The sequence below is a fragment of the Thalassospira australica genome, from assembly GCF_000763295.1.
Taxonomy (GTDB): Bacteria; Pseudomonadota; Alphaproteobacteria; order Rhodospirillales; family Thalassospiraceae; genus Thalassospira; species Thalassospira australica.
The window spans coordinates 201798-216273 of sequence record NZ_JRJE01000032.1; the positions used below are offsets into that span (position 1 = coordinate 201798).

Here is a 14476-nt window from a genome sequence, read left to right on the forward strand (position 1 = left end):
TGATGTGCGTAATAACAGGAAGCATTATGTTAGAAGACCCCGCCAAAGAAAGCAGCGAGACGCACAGGCGATACGCCAACACCCCCGAGACACCAGATTTCGCCTTTGATCCCGAGGACCCCTGGACCCAGACCTTTCAGGAAGGGCTTGCGCGCGCTGACCTCAGGGGCAAAACCGTTTACGAGGTCGGGGTTGGCACCGGCATCAATGTCGCATTCATTTTACGAAATTGCGGTGCCGCCAGAGTGTATGGCAGTGATCTTGATCCGCGGCTGGTTGTTCTTGCCGAAAGCAACCTTCGCAGCCTGTCCCCGCAACATGCCGCCTATTTCGAACCCGTACACGGCAGTGTCAGTCTGATTGATACCGACGCTGCACGGGCAAAAATCGACAAAACCGATGTGGTGATCGCCTGCATCCCGCAAGTGGGCGAGCCCAGCGACGAACGCCTGACAGCTTTTCGCGAAGCCCAATCGGTCAAACTTGCCAAAGGGGCCGAAGACGAGGCCGAAGACCATATCGCGCATTATTACCCCTGGAGCCTGTTTGACGAATATCCCTATAACTCGGTCGGACTGGGGTTAAATGAAGCGCTGATGCGCCGCGTTCGCCAACAGGCCCCGCATGCGCAACTGGTAATGAATTTCGGGTGCCGCATCGGCACAGAAATCATCTGCGAATGTTTTGAAGCCAATGGCTATAAACCCGAAAAGATCGCATCGAAAATCGTGCTGCAGCATGCGGGCACGGATATTTCGTTTTTCGTGACGCTCGAAAAGGCGCTTAGCGGGACCAACCTTGAAAAGCAGCTTGTCTGCAAATTCTATTCAGACCCGGATGGCAAAAAGCCGCTTTCCGCGACCGAAGCACAAAACCTGATTGATATGGACCCGGAAGTTGCCCTGTATCACGAAGTGGCCGTCATTCGCGGAATACCGATCACGAATTGATCATGATCGCAGGTGTGAATTACAAACCCGTTGCCCTGTGCGGCGGGCTTTACACCCCGGGTTGAGGCATTTTAGGCCGCCTGATATCAATGCATGCTTCGTGTGGGGGTTTCCCCCCGATCATCCGGGACGATGATATCAACCGGCAACAGCGCAAGCGCAGGGGTTGCGCGGATCACCATGATGCGGCCTTTGACCGGTTTTCCCTTTTCCTGACGCAGGACACCGGGCGCATCCGAAACGACCGAGAACCCGCATTCCGGCAGCCATTCACTCACCGCGCGCTGATGATGGCGGAAACGTTGCCCCGGACCAAGATCAAACGGGAAGGCCTCGCCGTGCTCAAGGCTAAAGGCCATCAGGGCACCGGGGCGCATGCGCGCACGTGCTGCGCGCAAGGCCGGGGCAAGATCACCAAGATAGTTCAAAACATCCGCAGCAATGACAAGACTGTAATCCTGCCCGATTTCAGCAGGTATTTCAGTGATGTCACCGGCAATCAATGTGCGATAAATGCCCTTTGGCCGGGCGCGATTGATCATGCGCGGTGACAGATCAATGCCGTCAATGGCATCCACATAACCGCCAAACACCTCACCGACCAACCCGGTGCCGCAACCAAGATCAAGGACCGAAAGCGGGCGCAGCATATTGGGCAAATGCGGGCGGACGGCTTCAAACAGCAATTCGGGGCCGCGATAAGCCAAACGATCCCGCAGGCTGTTTTCAAAGCGCGGCGCATAATCATCAAAAAGTGCGCGCACATAATCAGGTGGCAAACGATCCCGCATTGCCGCAGCACCCAAAAGGGTCAGACGAACATTCGCCCCCATGCGATCAAGGGGATCAAGGATCAGATATTGCCGGAAGGCATCGATGGCGCTTTCCGTTTCGCCAGCACGTTCATAGATATCGCCAAGCGTGAAATGGGCTTCATCCCAATCCGGATCAGCTGCAATGGCGGCACGCGCAACATCACTGGCAGCGGTGTAATCAGCCTGCGAGACCAATGCCAACGCCATATCCAGTCGCCGGCTTGCCGACAGACGGTCTTTGCTCATCTATGTTTTGAAACCTGAAAAGGGGTCTGACAACCATGCCAGAGCCACAGCCAAAGATAGTGCTATATCGGATTATTCGCGGGTTTTGGCAAGATAGATAAAATTGGCCAAATTCAATCCAGTAGCAAAATCGCGCCGGATCTCAGTGCGATTTTTGCGATTTGCCATCCAGTGTTCGGCGAATCCCCGCGATAAAGCCATACAAAAAGCGGGCGGTGGCGGGCATGACATAAGCCCCGTGATGATACACCGGTGATGTCCCAACCTTGTCCGCCCCCGGTTCCAGCCAACACCAGAAATTGGTTTCTACCTGTTTGCCCGACATATCTGGCAGCCATGTTTCTGCTGGGGATCGCCCATGGGCAATTCCCAACCCACCAAGATTGTGAACCCCCGAATGCGGTCCTTGTAGGGAAAATGGCCTTGGCCGAAGTGCAGTTTGGCTGCCGACTAAATCCGAAATGGTTCCCAACATAGTTTCCAGATGGACTTTGGCGCGGCCACATCAACAAACATTTTCCGATTGATATTGATAAAATTAATACATTCGTATATATTAATTTTAATTCTCTAAACATGGACGTAATGATGGAAAACTTTACCCCTGTATCTGCCCTGATCGGCGGTGGGCTTATTGGCCTTGCATCCGGGCTGTATCTTTTACTTAATGGGCGCATTGCAGGCATCAGCGGCATTCTTGGCGGCATTCTGGCCCCATCAAAGGGGGATAAAACCCTGTTTGAACGGCTGGCCTTTATTGTCGGCTTGGTCTTTGGCCCATTGATCCTGATGACGGGCACGCCGCTTGAAGCGCAAAGCGTTGTTACAAATTCGCTTCCGGTCATCATTGTCGCCGGACTTCTGGTTGGTGTTGGCACGACAGTTGGCAGCGGATGTACAAGCGGCCATGGCATTTGTGGTCTGTCGCGCTTTTCACTGCGCTCGCTGGTCGCGACGCTTTCGTTTATGGCGGCAGGCTTTGTCACCGTTCTTGTCACCCGCCATCTGATGGGAGGCCTGTAATGCGGACGTTCGTTTCCCTGATTTGCGGCACGATTTTTGGCTTTGGCCTTTATATTTCGGGCATGATCGACCCGCAAAAGGTTCTGGGATTCCTGGATATCTGGGCGATTGCCGAGGGTGGCTGGGACCCGAGCCTTGCATTTGTCATGGGGGGCGGGTTGGCCGTTGCCACCCCGATTTTCATGTTTGCCAAAACCCGGAGCGAAGCGGTATGTGGCGGCGACATGGGACTTCCCACCAATAAATCCATCACACCCAAGCTGGTACTTGGCGGGCTTTTGTTCGGCACGGGCTGGGGATTGGTGGGATATTGCCCGGGACCAGCCATAAGCGCACTTGCCTTTGGTCAGACAGACACGATCTTATTTGTCGTCGCGATGGTGGTCGGCATGGGCGGCGCGCGGGCGATGCGCTGGAACGGTTAAACGAAAACCTGATCGCAGAGATTGCAACCGCCCGTGTATCCATGCGGGCGGTTTCGCATTTCCGGTCAAAAATTAGCTGAATTCTCGCAGCACCGGGCTTGTCTTTGGCGTTAAAATCCCATACCTGACCAACAGAGCGCCACATTGAAGTCCAAAAAGGTTTCTGCATGAAGATCGGTATTCTTGAGACCGGGCTCGTCCCGGAAGAACTTCGCGATACTTTCACAAGCTACCCCAAGATGTTTGAGAAACTGCTTGGCGATGTTGACCCCAGCCTGGAATTTGAAACCTGGACGGTTGTTGAAAACGACTTCCCGACCGACATCAATGATGCCGACGGTTGGCTGATTACCGGCTCCAAACATGGTGTTTACGAAAACGCCCCCTGGATGATCCGCCTTCAGGATTTCCTGCGCGATGCGGTTTCGGCCCAGATGCCGGTGTTTGGCGTTTGTTTTGGTCACCAGATTTTGGCAGCAGCGCTTGGCGGCAAGGTCGTGAAATCCGATAAGGGCTGGGGTGTTGGCGTACATGAATATGGCGTTGCGGTCGGCAAAAGTGACTGGCTTTCCGGCACGGCTGAGACCATTCGCATCAATGCGTTCCATCAGGACCAGGTGGTGGAATTGCCCGAAGGTGCCACGATCTGGGCCAGTTCGGAGTTCTGCCCCTATGCCGGTCTGCAATACGGTGACAATGCCGCATCGATCCAGCCGCACCCTGAATTCATGCGCCCCTATCAAGAGGCCCTTTTGCAGGCACGCAATGACCTTATTCCCGATGATGCGCACAAAACCGCGGTGAACTCGCTGGGAAATCCGATATCAAGCGCTGATTTCGCCAAATCAATTGTGAAGTTCCTGACGCGAAAGCGCGTAGAAACCGCCGCCTGATCGTCAGCCACGCCAACACAAAATGTTGAAAGCCATCAGGGCAGCCTGATGGCTTTTTTCGTGCCTGAACGGACAAAACAGTTTATCAACCAAGAGTATTGCCCCCCTGATCAAACAGGTCATACCCGGGACAATCGACCACAGAATGTCGATGACGGGCCCGGGACAATAAACCAGGGACGATAAACAAGACGAGCACCTGTACAGATGATCCAGAACCTGCGGCTTTATTCCGGCCTGATCCTGTTTTCCTATGTGCTGATCCATCTGCTGAACCATGCAGCGGGGATTGTGTCGCCGGAATTGATGGAAGAATTTGCCAAATATACCACCGAGGTCTGGCGATTCCCGCCGCTGGAGATTTTGCTGCTGCTATCACTGGTCACGCACTTTGTATTGGCTGCCGCACGCCTGACCAGCCGCCGCACATTACGTCTGCGCAAATCGGAATGGGCCCAGATGATTTTGGGTCTGTGCATCCCGTTCCTGATGTTTCGCCACATCATTGCAACCCGGATCATCGATCTGGGCTTTGATGTTACGGCAGAATATGAACGGGTATTGCTTGACCTTGCGGTGTTTGTGCCGTTTCAGGGCTTTTTGCAGGCGGTCACAGTTGTGGTCGTCTGGGCGCATGGTTGCATCGGCATTCATTTCTGGCTCAGGGTCAAACCGTTCTATCCGAAATGGCGCAACACGTTTGGCACCTTTGCCATTCTGGTCCCGACCCTGGCACTTGCAGGCTATGCTGCCGCAGCAGCAGAAGTCGTCCGCCGGGCCGAAGAAGGCGGGCGCAAATATGTGTTTGGTGTTCTTGAAGCCAACAACATCAATCAGGCTGCGATTGATTTTTACCAGAATGCCATTCTGCCCTTCACGATTTTAAGTATTGCATTGGCGTTGGCACCATTTGGTATCCGCCAAATCCGTCAAACCATTGACCGGGTCAAACGTGGCCCGATGTTAAGCCTGCCAAACGGGCGGTTTGTGCGCGTCCCGCCCGGGGCCACCGCCCTTGAGGCATTGCGTGACGCGGGCATTCCGATGGCCTCGGTCTGTGGCGGACACGGGCGCTGCACCACATGCCGCATCCATTGCGGATCGGGCACCGATCAACTTGCCAGCCCCGGCCAGATTGAAGACGCGGCCCTTAAAAGCATTCAGGCCCCCAAGGGCATGCGCCTGGCCTGTCAGATCAGACCCCAAAATGATCTGGCGGTTGTGCCCTTGTTACCGCCCAACGCCAGCGCGCGCGATGGTCGCCGCCCCGGTGGTTTGTCTGGCAGTGAAAGACAGGTTGTCTGCATCTTTATTGATTTGCGCGATTCGACCAAGCTTGGCGAAAGCAAAATGCCTTATGACGTTTTGTTCATCCTTAATCAGTTTTTTGCCGAGATGACCGAGGCGCTGCGTGCAACCGGCGGCTATTATGCGCAATTCACCGGCGATGGTCTGATGGCGCTTTATGGTCACGAAAGTGAAGATACCGAAAAGACCATCCTGCAGTCCTTTAACGGGGCGGCTGAGATGTTGCGCCGGATTGAAGGGCTGAACGACCATTTGCAATCTGAACTTCCCCACCCGTTGCGCATCGGGATTGGCATTCACATGGGCAAGGCGATTGTCGGGGAAATGGGACCACCGGGCCGCGAAAACATCAGTGCAATCGGCGATACCATCAACACCACAGCGCGCCTTGAAGCCCAGACCAAAGGCCATGGCGTACCATTGGTGATTTCAAAGACATTGTTTGATTTTGGCCCGATTCCCCTGCCGGGAAATGCTGTACTGCATGAAGTTGCACTCCGCGGTAAAGACCAATCGGTTGCCTATTATGCGCTTGATGCCATGCCCGAACTGCCACAAGCCGCAAAATAGCACGTAATAATTCCGTGCCAATGGGGCCTGAATGGGTTACCACGCCAGATATCTTATTTTTGCAGGTCAAGAATGCGCGTGGTTCCCGACAGGGAAGTCTTGACTATTGGGCGGAAAACCACATTTATTTGATTAGATGAAACGTTCGGTGCCGAATGCCTCGGGTCGAACACCCGGATGCCCAAAACGCATGCTGCGTGGGATCCGATCACAACCACACTCGCTCTGACGGAGGAGGTGCTGCATATGTCGCGAATTTCCATGTTCAACAGCCCATTGCTTTTGGGCTTTGACCAGATCGAACGGGTTCTTGATCAGGTTTCAAAGACCAAGGCGGAGGGCTATCCGCCCTATAACATCGAACAAATCGGTGAAAACAAGCTGCGCATCACTGTGGCAGTTGCCGGTTTTGCCGAGGACGATTTGTCCGTAACCACCGAAGACAACCAACTGATCATCCGCGGCAAACATACCGAGGATGACAGTGAACGGGTCTATATCCATCGTGGCATCGCATCGCGCCAGTTCCAGCGGTCATTTGTGCTTGCAGAAGGCATTGAAGTCGTCGGTGCACATCTTGATAATGGTTTGCTGCATGTGGACCTCAACAGGCCATTGCCCGAACCGGTTGTCCGCGAGATTGCGATTGGATCAAACAAGAAAAAAGCTGTCCCTTCTCGGACCATCGATATGAATGTCGAGGATGAGGACAGTTCCGCCGCCAAAAATGACGGCAAAGACTAACTTCAGGAGTGGTTTAAATGACAAACCGAACAGATAGCCACGACACCGGCTCAGGCCAGCGTACCAGTCAGGATACTGGCCTGCTGTCAAATGGCGACTTCGCCCTGCTTGGCATTCATGACGTTGCCTATGTACGTCAGGTTCCCAGCACCGAAGAAGACAGTGATGAACTGGTTTACGGCGTATTCACCGCCGACGGAACCCATATCGCATCGTTTGAAAACCATGCGATTGCCAATGCCGCGATCCGCCAGCACGATATGGAACCACGCGCAGTTCACTGAGCACAACGCGCTCAAAGACATGATCAAAGTGCCCGGTTTTTGCCGGGCATTTTTGTTTGTGTTTGTTCCGGGTGGTTCTGTGCAAGCCCCCACAGGGGTTGTACCAATTGGGTTCAGACCCTAACGAATTTCGATGACTTCGCCTGGCACGGCCATGCGCACCTGATCGTTTTTCTCAACAATCCTTGCCATATCCACGCGCACGTCGCGCTTGACGTGATAAAGCCAGAATCGGGCGCCGGGCATATCGGACGCCAGTTTCATCACTGTTTCAAGATCACAATGGGCAGCATGTTGCGGATCATGCTTGATCAGATAGGTTTCCTGAAACACAAGATCAGCACCGGTAAACAGGGCGGCAGTATCCGCTGTAACGTTACCATCACCGGAATAGGCAAACCCCTTGCCAGCATAACGCAGCAGGATCGCGTGATTCTGAACACTGTGATCAGATCGTGCAAACCGGCATTCGAACGGACCAATTTCGGTCGTGTCGGCAATCGAATGCCAGATAACGGCAAAGGGCCACGCCGTACCCAATCCGGTGAAGCCAAGCTCCATCAGTTTTTCAAGATGGGTGCGCAGTTGTGGACTACATAGGATATGCAGCGGTTTTGAACGGCCATCATCACGCCAATTCAGCATGACGGGCACCAAACCAAACACATGATCGGGATGCATGTGGGTAAAATAGATCGCATCAATCGCGTCCGGATCTGGAAACTTCCCCATCAGATGGCCGGCGATGGTCGCACCACAATCAATCAACAGGCGGTAGCCCCCTGCCGACACAACCACTGACGAGTTCTCATATTTCGGGTCGAACGCCTCGCCCACCCCCAAAACATCAATGCGCAGATGGTTACTATCCATTGCTTTCCGCCCCGTATTTCCCCAGCAAACGATCCATATATCAGGCCAAGGTCCTGACCCTAGAGTCTATTCCGATTAGGTTGCACCGTTTTGCCGAGGGCATTCTTCTGCCCCGCATCGCTCTTGCGCGCTGTGCCTTGCCAAACAATTCGCCAAACACGAACAAAAGCGATGCAACCTAATCGGAATAGACTCTAGCACCGGAGCGACATTCTTGTGAATTGAACACTGCCAAGGCAAGGGGTTCTGCAAGCAGCGCGCAGATCATCTTTAAACTGTCATAAATACAAAAAGGGCGGAGCCCTATGGCTCCGCCAATTTAGGCTCAGGACCTATTAATTTGATTGGAATGGCAGACGTTATATTTGTGAAATCCAAGGAAAGGACCGCCGGGCGGGCTGGTATCCCGGCCAAGGGATTTGACGCCGGAGTTTGCAAATATAACGTCTGTCCTTTGGATTCACCGGGTTTGCACGAGCTACTTTGTCGCAAAACCTTGAAAGATACATATCTTCCTGCGGTTTTGCTTCGCGTATCCGCACAAACCCGGTGAACCATTCAAACCAAATTAATAGGTCCTGAGCCTAAATTTCCTGACAGGGTCGATCACACCTAGCGCGCAAGTACCTCTGCGGCTTCGCGGGTGCGCTGCACCGAGGATGCAACCGTATCATTCGTAGCCCGGATTGCCTCGAGGTTGGACGACATATCTTCGACCGAATGGGCCATTTCCCGCATGCTGGCACTGACATTTTCGGTTACTGCGGTTTGCTCTGTGACCGCCGATGAAATGCTGGTGACATCATTCCGTACGGTCTCAACCGACACCCGAATGGTTTCAAGGGCATTGGCCACATCTGCAGAGATGTCCTGAATGCCGGTGATTTCCTGGGTGATGTCTTCGGTGGCACGCGCCGCCTGATTGGCAAGGTTTTTGACTTCGTTGGCAACAACAGCAAAGCCTTTGCCCGCTTCACCCGCACGCGCACTTTCGATCGTGGCATTTAGTGCCAGCAAGTTGATCTGCCCGGCAATATTGCGAATGACATCAACAATATTGCCCATTTCATCAACCACACCGGTCATGCGCTGGGTCATTTCATTGGCGGTATTGGTCTGTTCATAGGCACGTTCGGTTTCGCTCTGAGACTGCGCCATACTTTGCGAGATTTCCGCAATTGATGCCGCCATCTGCTCTGCACTGGTCGCCACGTTGCGGGTCAATTCCATCGTGTTGGCGGAAGCATCGACACCTTGGGAGGTGCGTGTATTCAGTTCTTCGATGTTGCCGGTGATTTCGGCAAAATTGCCATCAATCATCTTCTTGAGATCGAGAAGAAGTTTCGTCTGTTCGGTAATGTCGGTTGCAAACTTGATGATCTTGATCGGGTTGCCAACCGCATCAAGCACCGGGTTGTAGGTCGCTTCAATCCAGACTTCCTTGCCGTGATTGCCCACACGTGCGAACTGGCCCGCCTGGAATTTACCCTGATTAAGGTTTTGCCAGAACGCCCGGTATTCCGACGAATTGCGCTGATCAGCTGGCATAAACATGCTGTGATGCTTGCCCTTGATTTCATCAAGGCTATAGCCAACCACCGAGAGGAAATTTTCATTGGCCGTCAGGATCGTCCCGTCGAGGTCAAATTCGATGACGCCCTGGGACGCACTGATTGCATCAAACACACTTTGCAAAAGCGCACGTTCATTGCGGCGCGATGTAATGTCGCTGGCGAATTTGACAATCTTGGTGACATTGCCTTTGGCATCTACAATCGGGTTATAGGTTGCTTCCAGCCAAAGCAAACTACCATCACGCCGCCTGCGCGGGAATGCACCAGACAGAAATTCGCCACTGCCAAGCTTCTTCCAGAAGCCTTTGTATTCAGCTGTCGCAGCGATTTCCTCGGGCACGAACATCGAATGATGTTTTCCCACGATTTCATCAGCCTTATAGCCCATGACATGTTCGAAATTCTCGTTGGCACGCAGAATGTTGCCATTGACGTCAAATTCAATGCGCGCCATCGAACGACCGAGTGCTGCTGTGACCTGTTGTTCACTGCGCGCCTCTGCATCACCCTTAAATAACCCGATACCCATATCACTAACTTTCCGCGTTCACCGGGCGAGGTGGTTCATCGCCCGTTTCAATGGCAGAGAGATATTCTGACCCGTCATATCATCTGCCCCAATCAAAACACCGCGAGATCGCCTTACGTCTGCAATCATCGCGCACTTCAATCAGACAAGGCCCGGAAGATTCAACAAAAACAACGGTGCAAAGACATATCATGATGTCCGTGCGGTGCCGTCCACGTTTACAATCCGACCAAAAAGTCTGAAAACCTGCTCTATTCTGAGATTCTTATACGCATCCTTGCGCAAACTTGATCTGTTCCCCAACCCCGGAGCGACAGACCAAAAGTAAGAACATATACCCATGAATAGGTCAATGAAAATGAAATTGGGTCATCACAGCGGAAACCCTGAGTGGATTTCACACTCAAAACCAAACAACTGAAAATCGTAATATTATGGTATTATTACAGTGATTTAAGCGTTCTAGAGAAAGAAGCTTGCCGTCGCAATCCTGCCCACCATTTATCCGGTACTCACGCAAGTTTGATCTGGAGTTTGGGAAAATTCGCCAAAAACCACTACTTTAGGATAGTAATGTTTGGGCAGTAAATCGCCAGGAACGCCGCCTGCCTGAAGAGGCCATAGTGCGGATGGCGCGGCTGGTCGGCATCCAGTCTTCTCAGGCTGGCCACTTCACGATATAGCGCGTGAGATCAGGGTGCGCTTCATCTTCGGGAATTGCCATACCGCGGATCGACATGCCAGCCATAATCGTTGATCCGGGGATGCCGGTTTTAAGCGGATGCCAATCAGGCAGGCCTTTTCCTTCGGCCAACAGGCGATAGGCGCATGTCGAAGGCATCCACGACAGGCTTTTGACATTGTCTTTTGAAAGCTGCACACAGTCCGGAACGTGATCTGTGCGGTTGGGATAATCCTTGCACTGACAAGAGTTACAATCAAGCAGGCGGCACGCCACGGATGTGTAATAGACGAAATCGTCTTCTTCATCCTGAAGCTTGTGCAGGCAGCACTTACCGCAACCGTCACACAATGATTCCCATTCGTCCTGCGTCATTTCAGCAAGCGTCTTGGTTTCCCAAAACGGCTCAACTGGCAGCGCGACGGTGTCTTTATCGGTCATTGTCTCTCTCAATCGGGCCGTCGAAAAAACATAATACAGCTTAACGCGTGCTAATGCATCAGTCGAACTCAACGCTGTAGTGGTTTGATCAACCTTGCGCGATCATATGGAAAAACGAGCCAAACACATTCTGATCAACCAGCCCCGCCGGGCCAAGATCCAGGCCCGTCGCCGTCTTCATGCGGCAAAACGGCATGCCATCTTCGGTAAGGGTCGTCGCATAGTGGAATTCATGACCACGCAGCGTCATGCCCGCAGGTCCAAATGGTGTCGGGCTGCCAAACTGGGCCTCTCGATACCCAAGATGAAGCTTGCGACTGGCGAAACTGGTTTCAAGCGGCAAAAGACCAAGCATTTCATGACGCACGCCATTGGCATCGACAAGAAACCGGCCCAGGGTCATATAGCCACCGCACTCGCCGTAAATCATCACGTTGCGATTTGCCGCGTCGCGCATCGCGGCCTTGAACACATCGGCTTTTGCCAAGGTTTCAGCATGAAGTTCAGGATAACCGCCGGGCAGATAAATCGCATCGCAATCGGGGTTCGGTGCTTCGTTTGCCAGCGGCGAGAAAAATGAAATTTCTGCGCCATTGGCCCGCCAGCCATCCAGAATATGCGGATAACTAAAGGCAAAAGCCGCATCACGCGCGACGGAAATATGTTGGCCAAGCGGCGCAATACCAGCGGGGTTTTTATCGGTTTTACCCCCGACATCGCCCTGTACTTGTTGCGCATCTGCAATCGCAACAAGGGCGTCAAGATCGACGTCATCGGCAATGATATCGGCGGCCCGGTCCAGAAATGCATCGAGTTCAGGATGCTCGCCCGCCTGCACCAAGCCAAGATGGCGTTCGGGCAAAATCAGGTCTTCACTGCGTCGCACCGCACCGAGTATGGGCAAGTCCGGCAAATGTTTTGCACAGGCATCCACAATCATCTGTTTGTGACGCGCACTGCCAACACGGTTCAAGATCACACCGGCAACATTGATGTCATCGCGAAACTTGGCAAACCCCGATATTACGGCCGCAGCAGATGCCGACTGCCCCTTAACATCCACCACCAGAACCACCGGCCAACCGGTCAGGGCCGCAAGATCAGCCGTTGAACCATCCCCGTTGGCGGCCCCGTCAAACAGGCCCATCACGCCTTCGCACATCAAAAAGGATTTGCCGTCACCATGGCGGTTTGCCAGAGATTTGATCTCGGCTGCATTCATCGCCCACGGATCAAGATTGATGCAGATCGCCTGACACGCCGCAGCCTGAAAGGCCGGGTCGATATAATCCGGGCCGGTTTTTGCTGCGGCAACCATGTGGCCCTTGCGTATCAATGCACGCAGCAACGCCAGCGTGACAACGGTTTTACCACTGTTTGATGCCGGGGCTGCCATCACGATGCCCGGAATGGTGTCTTGCATGCGGCATAATCTCCGAAGCCGGTAGGTCTGCCACAAGCATGGCACTGGACGGCTGATTAATCAGCCGTTGTTTTTCACCGCTTCGGTGACGCCCTTTGCCATGTCTTCGGGGCTGGTACCGTAATTGAAATGGCGGACAAACTGACCGTCACGGTCCATCAGATAGACAAATGACGAATGATCCATCAGATAGGCGTCGGTATCTTCCGGCTCGCCTTCGGGAATGGATTTGGCGTAGTAAACCCGAAAGGCCTTGGCAGCCGCAGTTGTCTGTTCAACCGTTCCGGTCAGACCCACCATGCGTTCATGGAAATAGGGCACATATTGCGCAATGGCCTCGACAGTATCGCGTTCGGGATCAACCGTGAAAAATACCGGGGTAATTTCGTTCGCGACGTCTTCTGGCATCAGATCAAGTGCCGTGCCCATGACCTGAAGCTCGGTCGGGCAAACGTCCGGGCAGAAGGTATAGCCGAAATAGGTCAGCATATATTTGCCCGCAAAATCTTCCTGGGTAACCGTTTCACCGTCCTGATTGACCAGCTCGAACGGCCCGCCGATGGATGCGCCACCCGACGACTGGGTTTCGGTTCCCATCATCATCAGACGATAGGTCAATCCGATCCCAAGAACCAAGGCAATCGCCAGAATTGCCAGAAGCGTCTTTTTGCTCACGCGTCCATCCTCGTTTCATCGCCGGTTACGGACAACCGATCTTCGTGGGTTACCAATTGATCGGGCACTATAAATGCCAAAATCATTCATGCAAGACCGGTCCCTGTGGGAAAGCTCACACATTCAAGCTAATGCCATGAAACAGGCCGTATTTTACAACCCAATTCATGGGGGTTGGGACGCATTATCCAAACGATGCTACCGCCAGCATAAAAAGGATCAGGCCATTAATAATCATAAGCCCGCGTCCAACCGGCACCATCACTGTGCGAAATCGCTGGGCGGCATATTGCCCGACAAAGCCCGTTACAAATAACATCGGCACGGTGCCCAAACCGAAAACAGCCATCACCACCCCGCCATTTAAAGCCGCCCCGGTGGCTGCTGCCAGAACAAGCGCGCCATAAATCAGACCGCAGGGAATAAAGCCCAACATCACGCCAAGCAGATAACCGCGCCAGCCATAGGGTGCCGCAAACAAAGGGCGCGCATGATTGCCCACCAGCTTGTTCCACCAGCGCGATTCCCCTGTCGAGGGCAACAAACCGCCAAGATGGGGCACCAGGCCCAGAATGCCAAAAACAAGGAAAAACAGACCGGCTGCAATCAACAACACAGGTCCGATCCACCAGATCCGCGTAAGGGCGGAAATACTGTCTGCAAAATAGCCTGCCAAAACCCCCAGCAGGCAATAGGTCGATAACCGTCCAAACTGATAGGGCAAAAGTGCCGCTCCGGTGAGACGGCGAAACTCGCTCATTTTTTCGAGCGGTATTTGTTCCATCCGGCTGGTGACCTGACTGATCACGAACGGTCCGCACATCCCCACACAATGGGTCACACTGCCCACCAGTCCGGCAAGCAATGCCGTGACAAGCACCCCGCCATCATTGCGCACAACTTCAACGCACTGCGCCCAACCGCTTTCAAGGATGCGTATCAGTACCTGCTGTTCGTCCATGATCTATCCGGGTCAAAATACTTCGCGTTGATTGTACAATCACCGGGCGCGTCGACAACG

Annotated in this window: 15 protein-coding genes; 7 read left to right on the plus strand and 8 right to left on the minus strand. The window is 53.4% G+C overall.

Annotated features, from left to right (window positions below; all coding sequences use genetic code 11):
• Nucleotides 1–26 precede the first annotated feature (26 nt).
• The gene (locus JF44_RS0117035; protein ID WP_033070178.1) at nucleotides 27–950 is read left to right on the plus strand and encodes a methyltransferase domain-containing protein; all 924 of its coding nucleotides are present in this window, start codon (nucleotides 27–29) and stop codon (nucleotides 948–950) included.
• A gap of 86 nt (nucleotides 951–1036) precedes the next feature.
• On the opposite strand, the gene JF44_RS0117040 is transcribed toward JF44_RS0117035, so the two are convergent.
• Both JF44_RS0117040 and JF44_RS0117045 read right to left on the minus strand, forming a co-directional pair.
• A complete protein-coding gene (locus JF44_RS0117040) occupies nucleotides 1037–2011 on the minus strand; it encodes a methyltransferase domain-containing protein (RefSeq protein WP_033070179.1) in 975 nt (324 codons plus the stop codon).
• Nucleotides 2012–2153: 142 nt separating this feature from the next.
• Complete coding sequence (locus JF44_RS0117045; RefSeq protein ID WP_033070180.1) at nucleotides 2154–2336, minus strand: hypothetical protein; 183 nt, start codon at nucleotides 2334–2336, stop codon at nucleotides 2154–2156.
• A 263-nt stretch (nucleotides 2337–2599) separates the two neighbouring features.
• Between JF44_RS0117045 and JF44_RS0117050 the strand changes: the two genes are divergently transcribed.
• The 6 genes from JF44_RS0117050 to JF44_RS0117075 all read left to right on the plus strand — a co-directional run bounded on the left by JF44_RS0117050 (nucleotide 2600) and on the right by JF44_RS0117075 (nucleotide 7258).
• Nucleotides 2600–3034, plus strand: coding sequence for a YeeE/YedE family protein (locus JF44_RS0117050; protein WP_202901531.1), 435 nt, complete (start codon nucleotides 2600–2602; stop codon nucleotides 3032–3034).
• Nucleotides 3034–3459, plus strand: coding sequence for a DUF6691 family protein (locus JF44_RS0117055; RefSeq protein ID WP_033070182.1), 426 nt, complete (start codon nucleotides 3034–3036; stop codon nucleotides 3457–3459). The genes JF44_RS0117050 and JF44_RS0117055 overlap by 1 nt, the downstream gene beginning before the upstream one ends.
• 167 nt (nucleotides 3460–3626) lie before the next feature.
• Nucleotides 3627–4352 (plus strand): glutamine amidotransferase-related protein, encoded by a 726-nt coding sequence (locus JF44_RS0117060; protein ID WP_033070183.1) that lies wholly within the window; start codon nucleotides 3627–3629, stop codon nucleotides 4350–4352.
• A gap of 207 nt (nucleotides 4353–4559) precedes the next feature.
• Nucleotides 4560–6230, plus strand: coding sequence for an adenylate/guanylate cyclase domain-containing protein (locus tag JF44_RS0117065; RefSeq protein WP_033070184.1), 1671 nt, complete (start codon nucleotides 4560–4562; stop codon nucleotides 6228–6230).
• Between the two features lie 246 nt (nucleotides 6231–6476).
• On the plus strand, nucleotides 6477–6974 hold the full coding sequence (locus JF44_RS0117070; RefSeq protein WP_033070619.1) for an Hsp20 family protein: 498 nt from the start codon (nucleotides 6477–6479) through the stop codon (nucleotides 6972–6974).
• Between the two features lie 17 nt (nucleotides 6975–6991).
• Nucleotides 6992–7258: a DUF1150 family protein gene (locus JF44_RS0117075; protein WP_033070185.1), complete on the plus strand. Its 267-nt coding sequence runs from the start codon at nucleotides 6992–6994 to the stop codon at nucleotides 7256–7258.
• 120 nt (nucleotides 7259–7378) lie between these two features.
• On the opposite strand, the gene JF44_RS0117080 is transcribed toward JF44_RS0117075, so the two are convergent.
• The 6 genes from JF44_RS0117080 to JF44_RS0117105 form a co-directional block, all read right to left on the minus strand.
• Nucleotides 7379–8131 (minus strand): MBL fold metallo-hydrolase, encoded by a 753-nt coding sequence (locus JF44_RS0117080; RefSeq protein WP_033070186.1) that lies wholly within the window; start codon nucleotides 8129–8131, stop codon nucleotides 7379–7381.
• 612 nt (nucleotides 8132–8743) lie between these two features.
• Nucleotides 8744–10234, minus strand: coding sequence for a methyl-accepting chemotaxis protein (locus JF44_RS0117085; RefSeq protein WP_033070187.1), 1491 nt, complete (start codon nucleotides 10232–10234; stop codon nucleotides 8744–8746).
• Between the two features lie 658 nt (nucleotides 10235–10892).
• Entirely contained in the window at nucleotides 10893–11357 is a 465-nt protein-coding gene (locus JF44_RS0117090) for a YcgN family cysteine cluster protein (RefSeq protein ID WP_033070188.1), read from the minus strand.
• 88 nt (nucleotides 11358–11445) lie between these two features.
• Nucleotides 11446–12780, minus strand: a complete 1335-nt coding sequence (locus JF44_RS0117095; RefSeq protein WP_033070189.1) for a cobyrinic acid a,c-diamide synthase CobB — start codon at nucleotides 12778–12780, stop codon at nucleotides 11446–11448.
• Nucleotides 12781–12840: 60 nt separating this feature from the next.
• The gene (locus tag JF44_RS0117100) at nucleotides 12841–13455 is read right to left on the minus strand and encodes an SCO family protein (RefSeq protein ID WP_033070190.1); all 615 of its coding nucleotides are present in this window, start codon (nucleotides 13453–13455) and stop codon (nucleotides 12841–12843) included.
• A gap of 184 nt (nucleotides 13456–13639) precedes the next feature.
• The gene (locus tag JF44_RS0117105; protein WP_033070191.1) at nucleotides 13640–14416 is read right to left on the minus strand and encodes a sulfite exporter TauE/SafE family protein; all 777 of its coding nucleotides are present in this window, start codon (nucleotides 14414–14416) and stop codon (nucleotides 13640–13642) included.
• Nucleotides 14417–14476: the final 60 nt, after the last annotated feature.

Bases quoted from the DNA above. Each gene is read 5' to 3' on its own strand.
- JF44_RS0117035 (WP_033070178.1), top strand. From the start codon at position 27: ATGTTAGAAGACCCCGCCAAAGAAAGCAGCGAGACGCACAGGCGATAC.
- JF44_RS0117040 (WP_033070179.1), bottom strand. From the start codon at position 2,011: ATGAGCAAAGACCGTCTGTCGGCAAGCCGGCGACTGGATATGGCGTTG.
- JF44_RS0117045 (WP_033070180.1), bottom strand. From the start codon at position 2,336: ATGTCGGGCAAACAGGTAGAAACCAATTTCTGGTGTTGGCTGGAACCG.
- JF44_RS0117050 (WP_202901531.1), top strand. From the start codon at position 2,600: ATGGAAAACTTTACCCCTGTATCTGCCCTGATCGGCGGTGGGCTTATT.
- JF44_RS0117055 (WP_033070182.1), top strand. From the start codon at position 3,034: ATGCGGACGTTCGTTTCCCTGATTTGCGGCACGATTTTTGGCTTTGGC.
- JF44_RS0117060 (WP_033070183.1), top strand. From the start codon at position 3,627: ATGAAGATCGGTATTCTTGAGACCGGGCTCGTCCCGGAAGAACTTCGC.
- JF44_RS0117065 (WP_033070184.1), top strand. From the start codon at position 4,560: ATGATCCAGAACCTGCGGCTTTATTCCGGCCTGATCCTGTTTTCCTAT.
- JF44_RS0117070 (WP_033070619.1), top strand. From the start codon at position 6,477: ATGTCGCGAATTTCCATGTTCAACAGCCCATTGCTTTTGGGCTTTGAC.
- JF44_RS0117075 (WP_033070185.1), top strand. From the start codon at position 6,992: ATGACAAACCGAACAGATAGCCACGACACCGGCTCAGGCCAGCGTACC.
- JF44_RS0117080 (WP_033070186.1), bottom strand. From the start codon at position 8,131: ATGGATAGTAACCATCTGCGCATTGATGTTTTGGGGGTGGGCGAGGCG.
- JF44_RS0117085 (WP_033070187.1), bottom strand. From the start codon at position 10,234: ATGGGTATCGGGTTATTTAAGGGTGATGCAGAGGCGCGCAGTGAACAA.
- JF44_RS0117090 (WP_033070188.1), bottom strand. From the start codon at position 11,357: ATGACCGATAAAGACACCGTCGCGCTGCCAGTTGAGCCGTTTTGGGAA.
- JF44_RS0117095 (WP_033070189.1), bottom strand. From the start codon at position 12,780: ATGCAAGACACCATTCCGGGCATCGTGATGGCAGCCCCGGCATCAAAC.
- JF44_RS0117105 (WP_033070191.1), bottom strand. From the start codon at position 14,416: ATGGACGAACAGCAGGTACTGATACGCATCCTTGAAAGCGGTTGGGCG.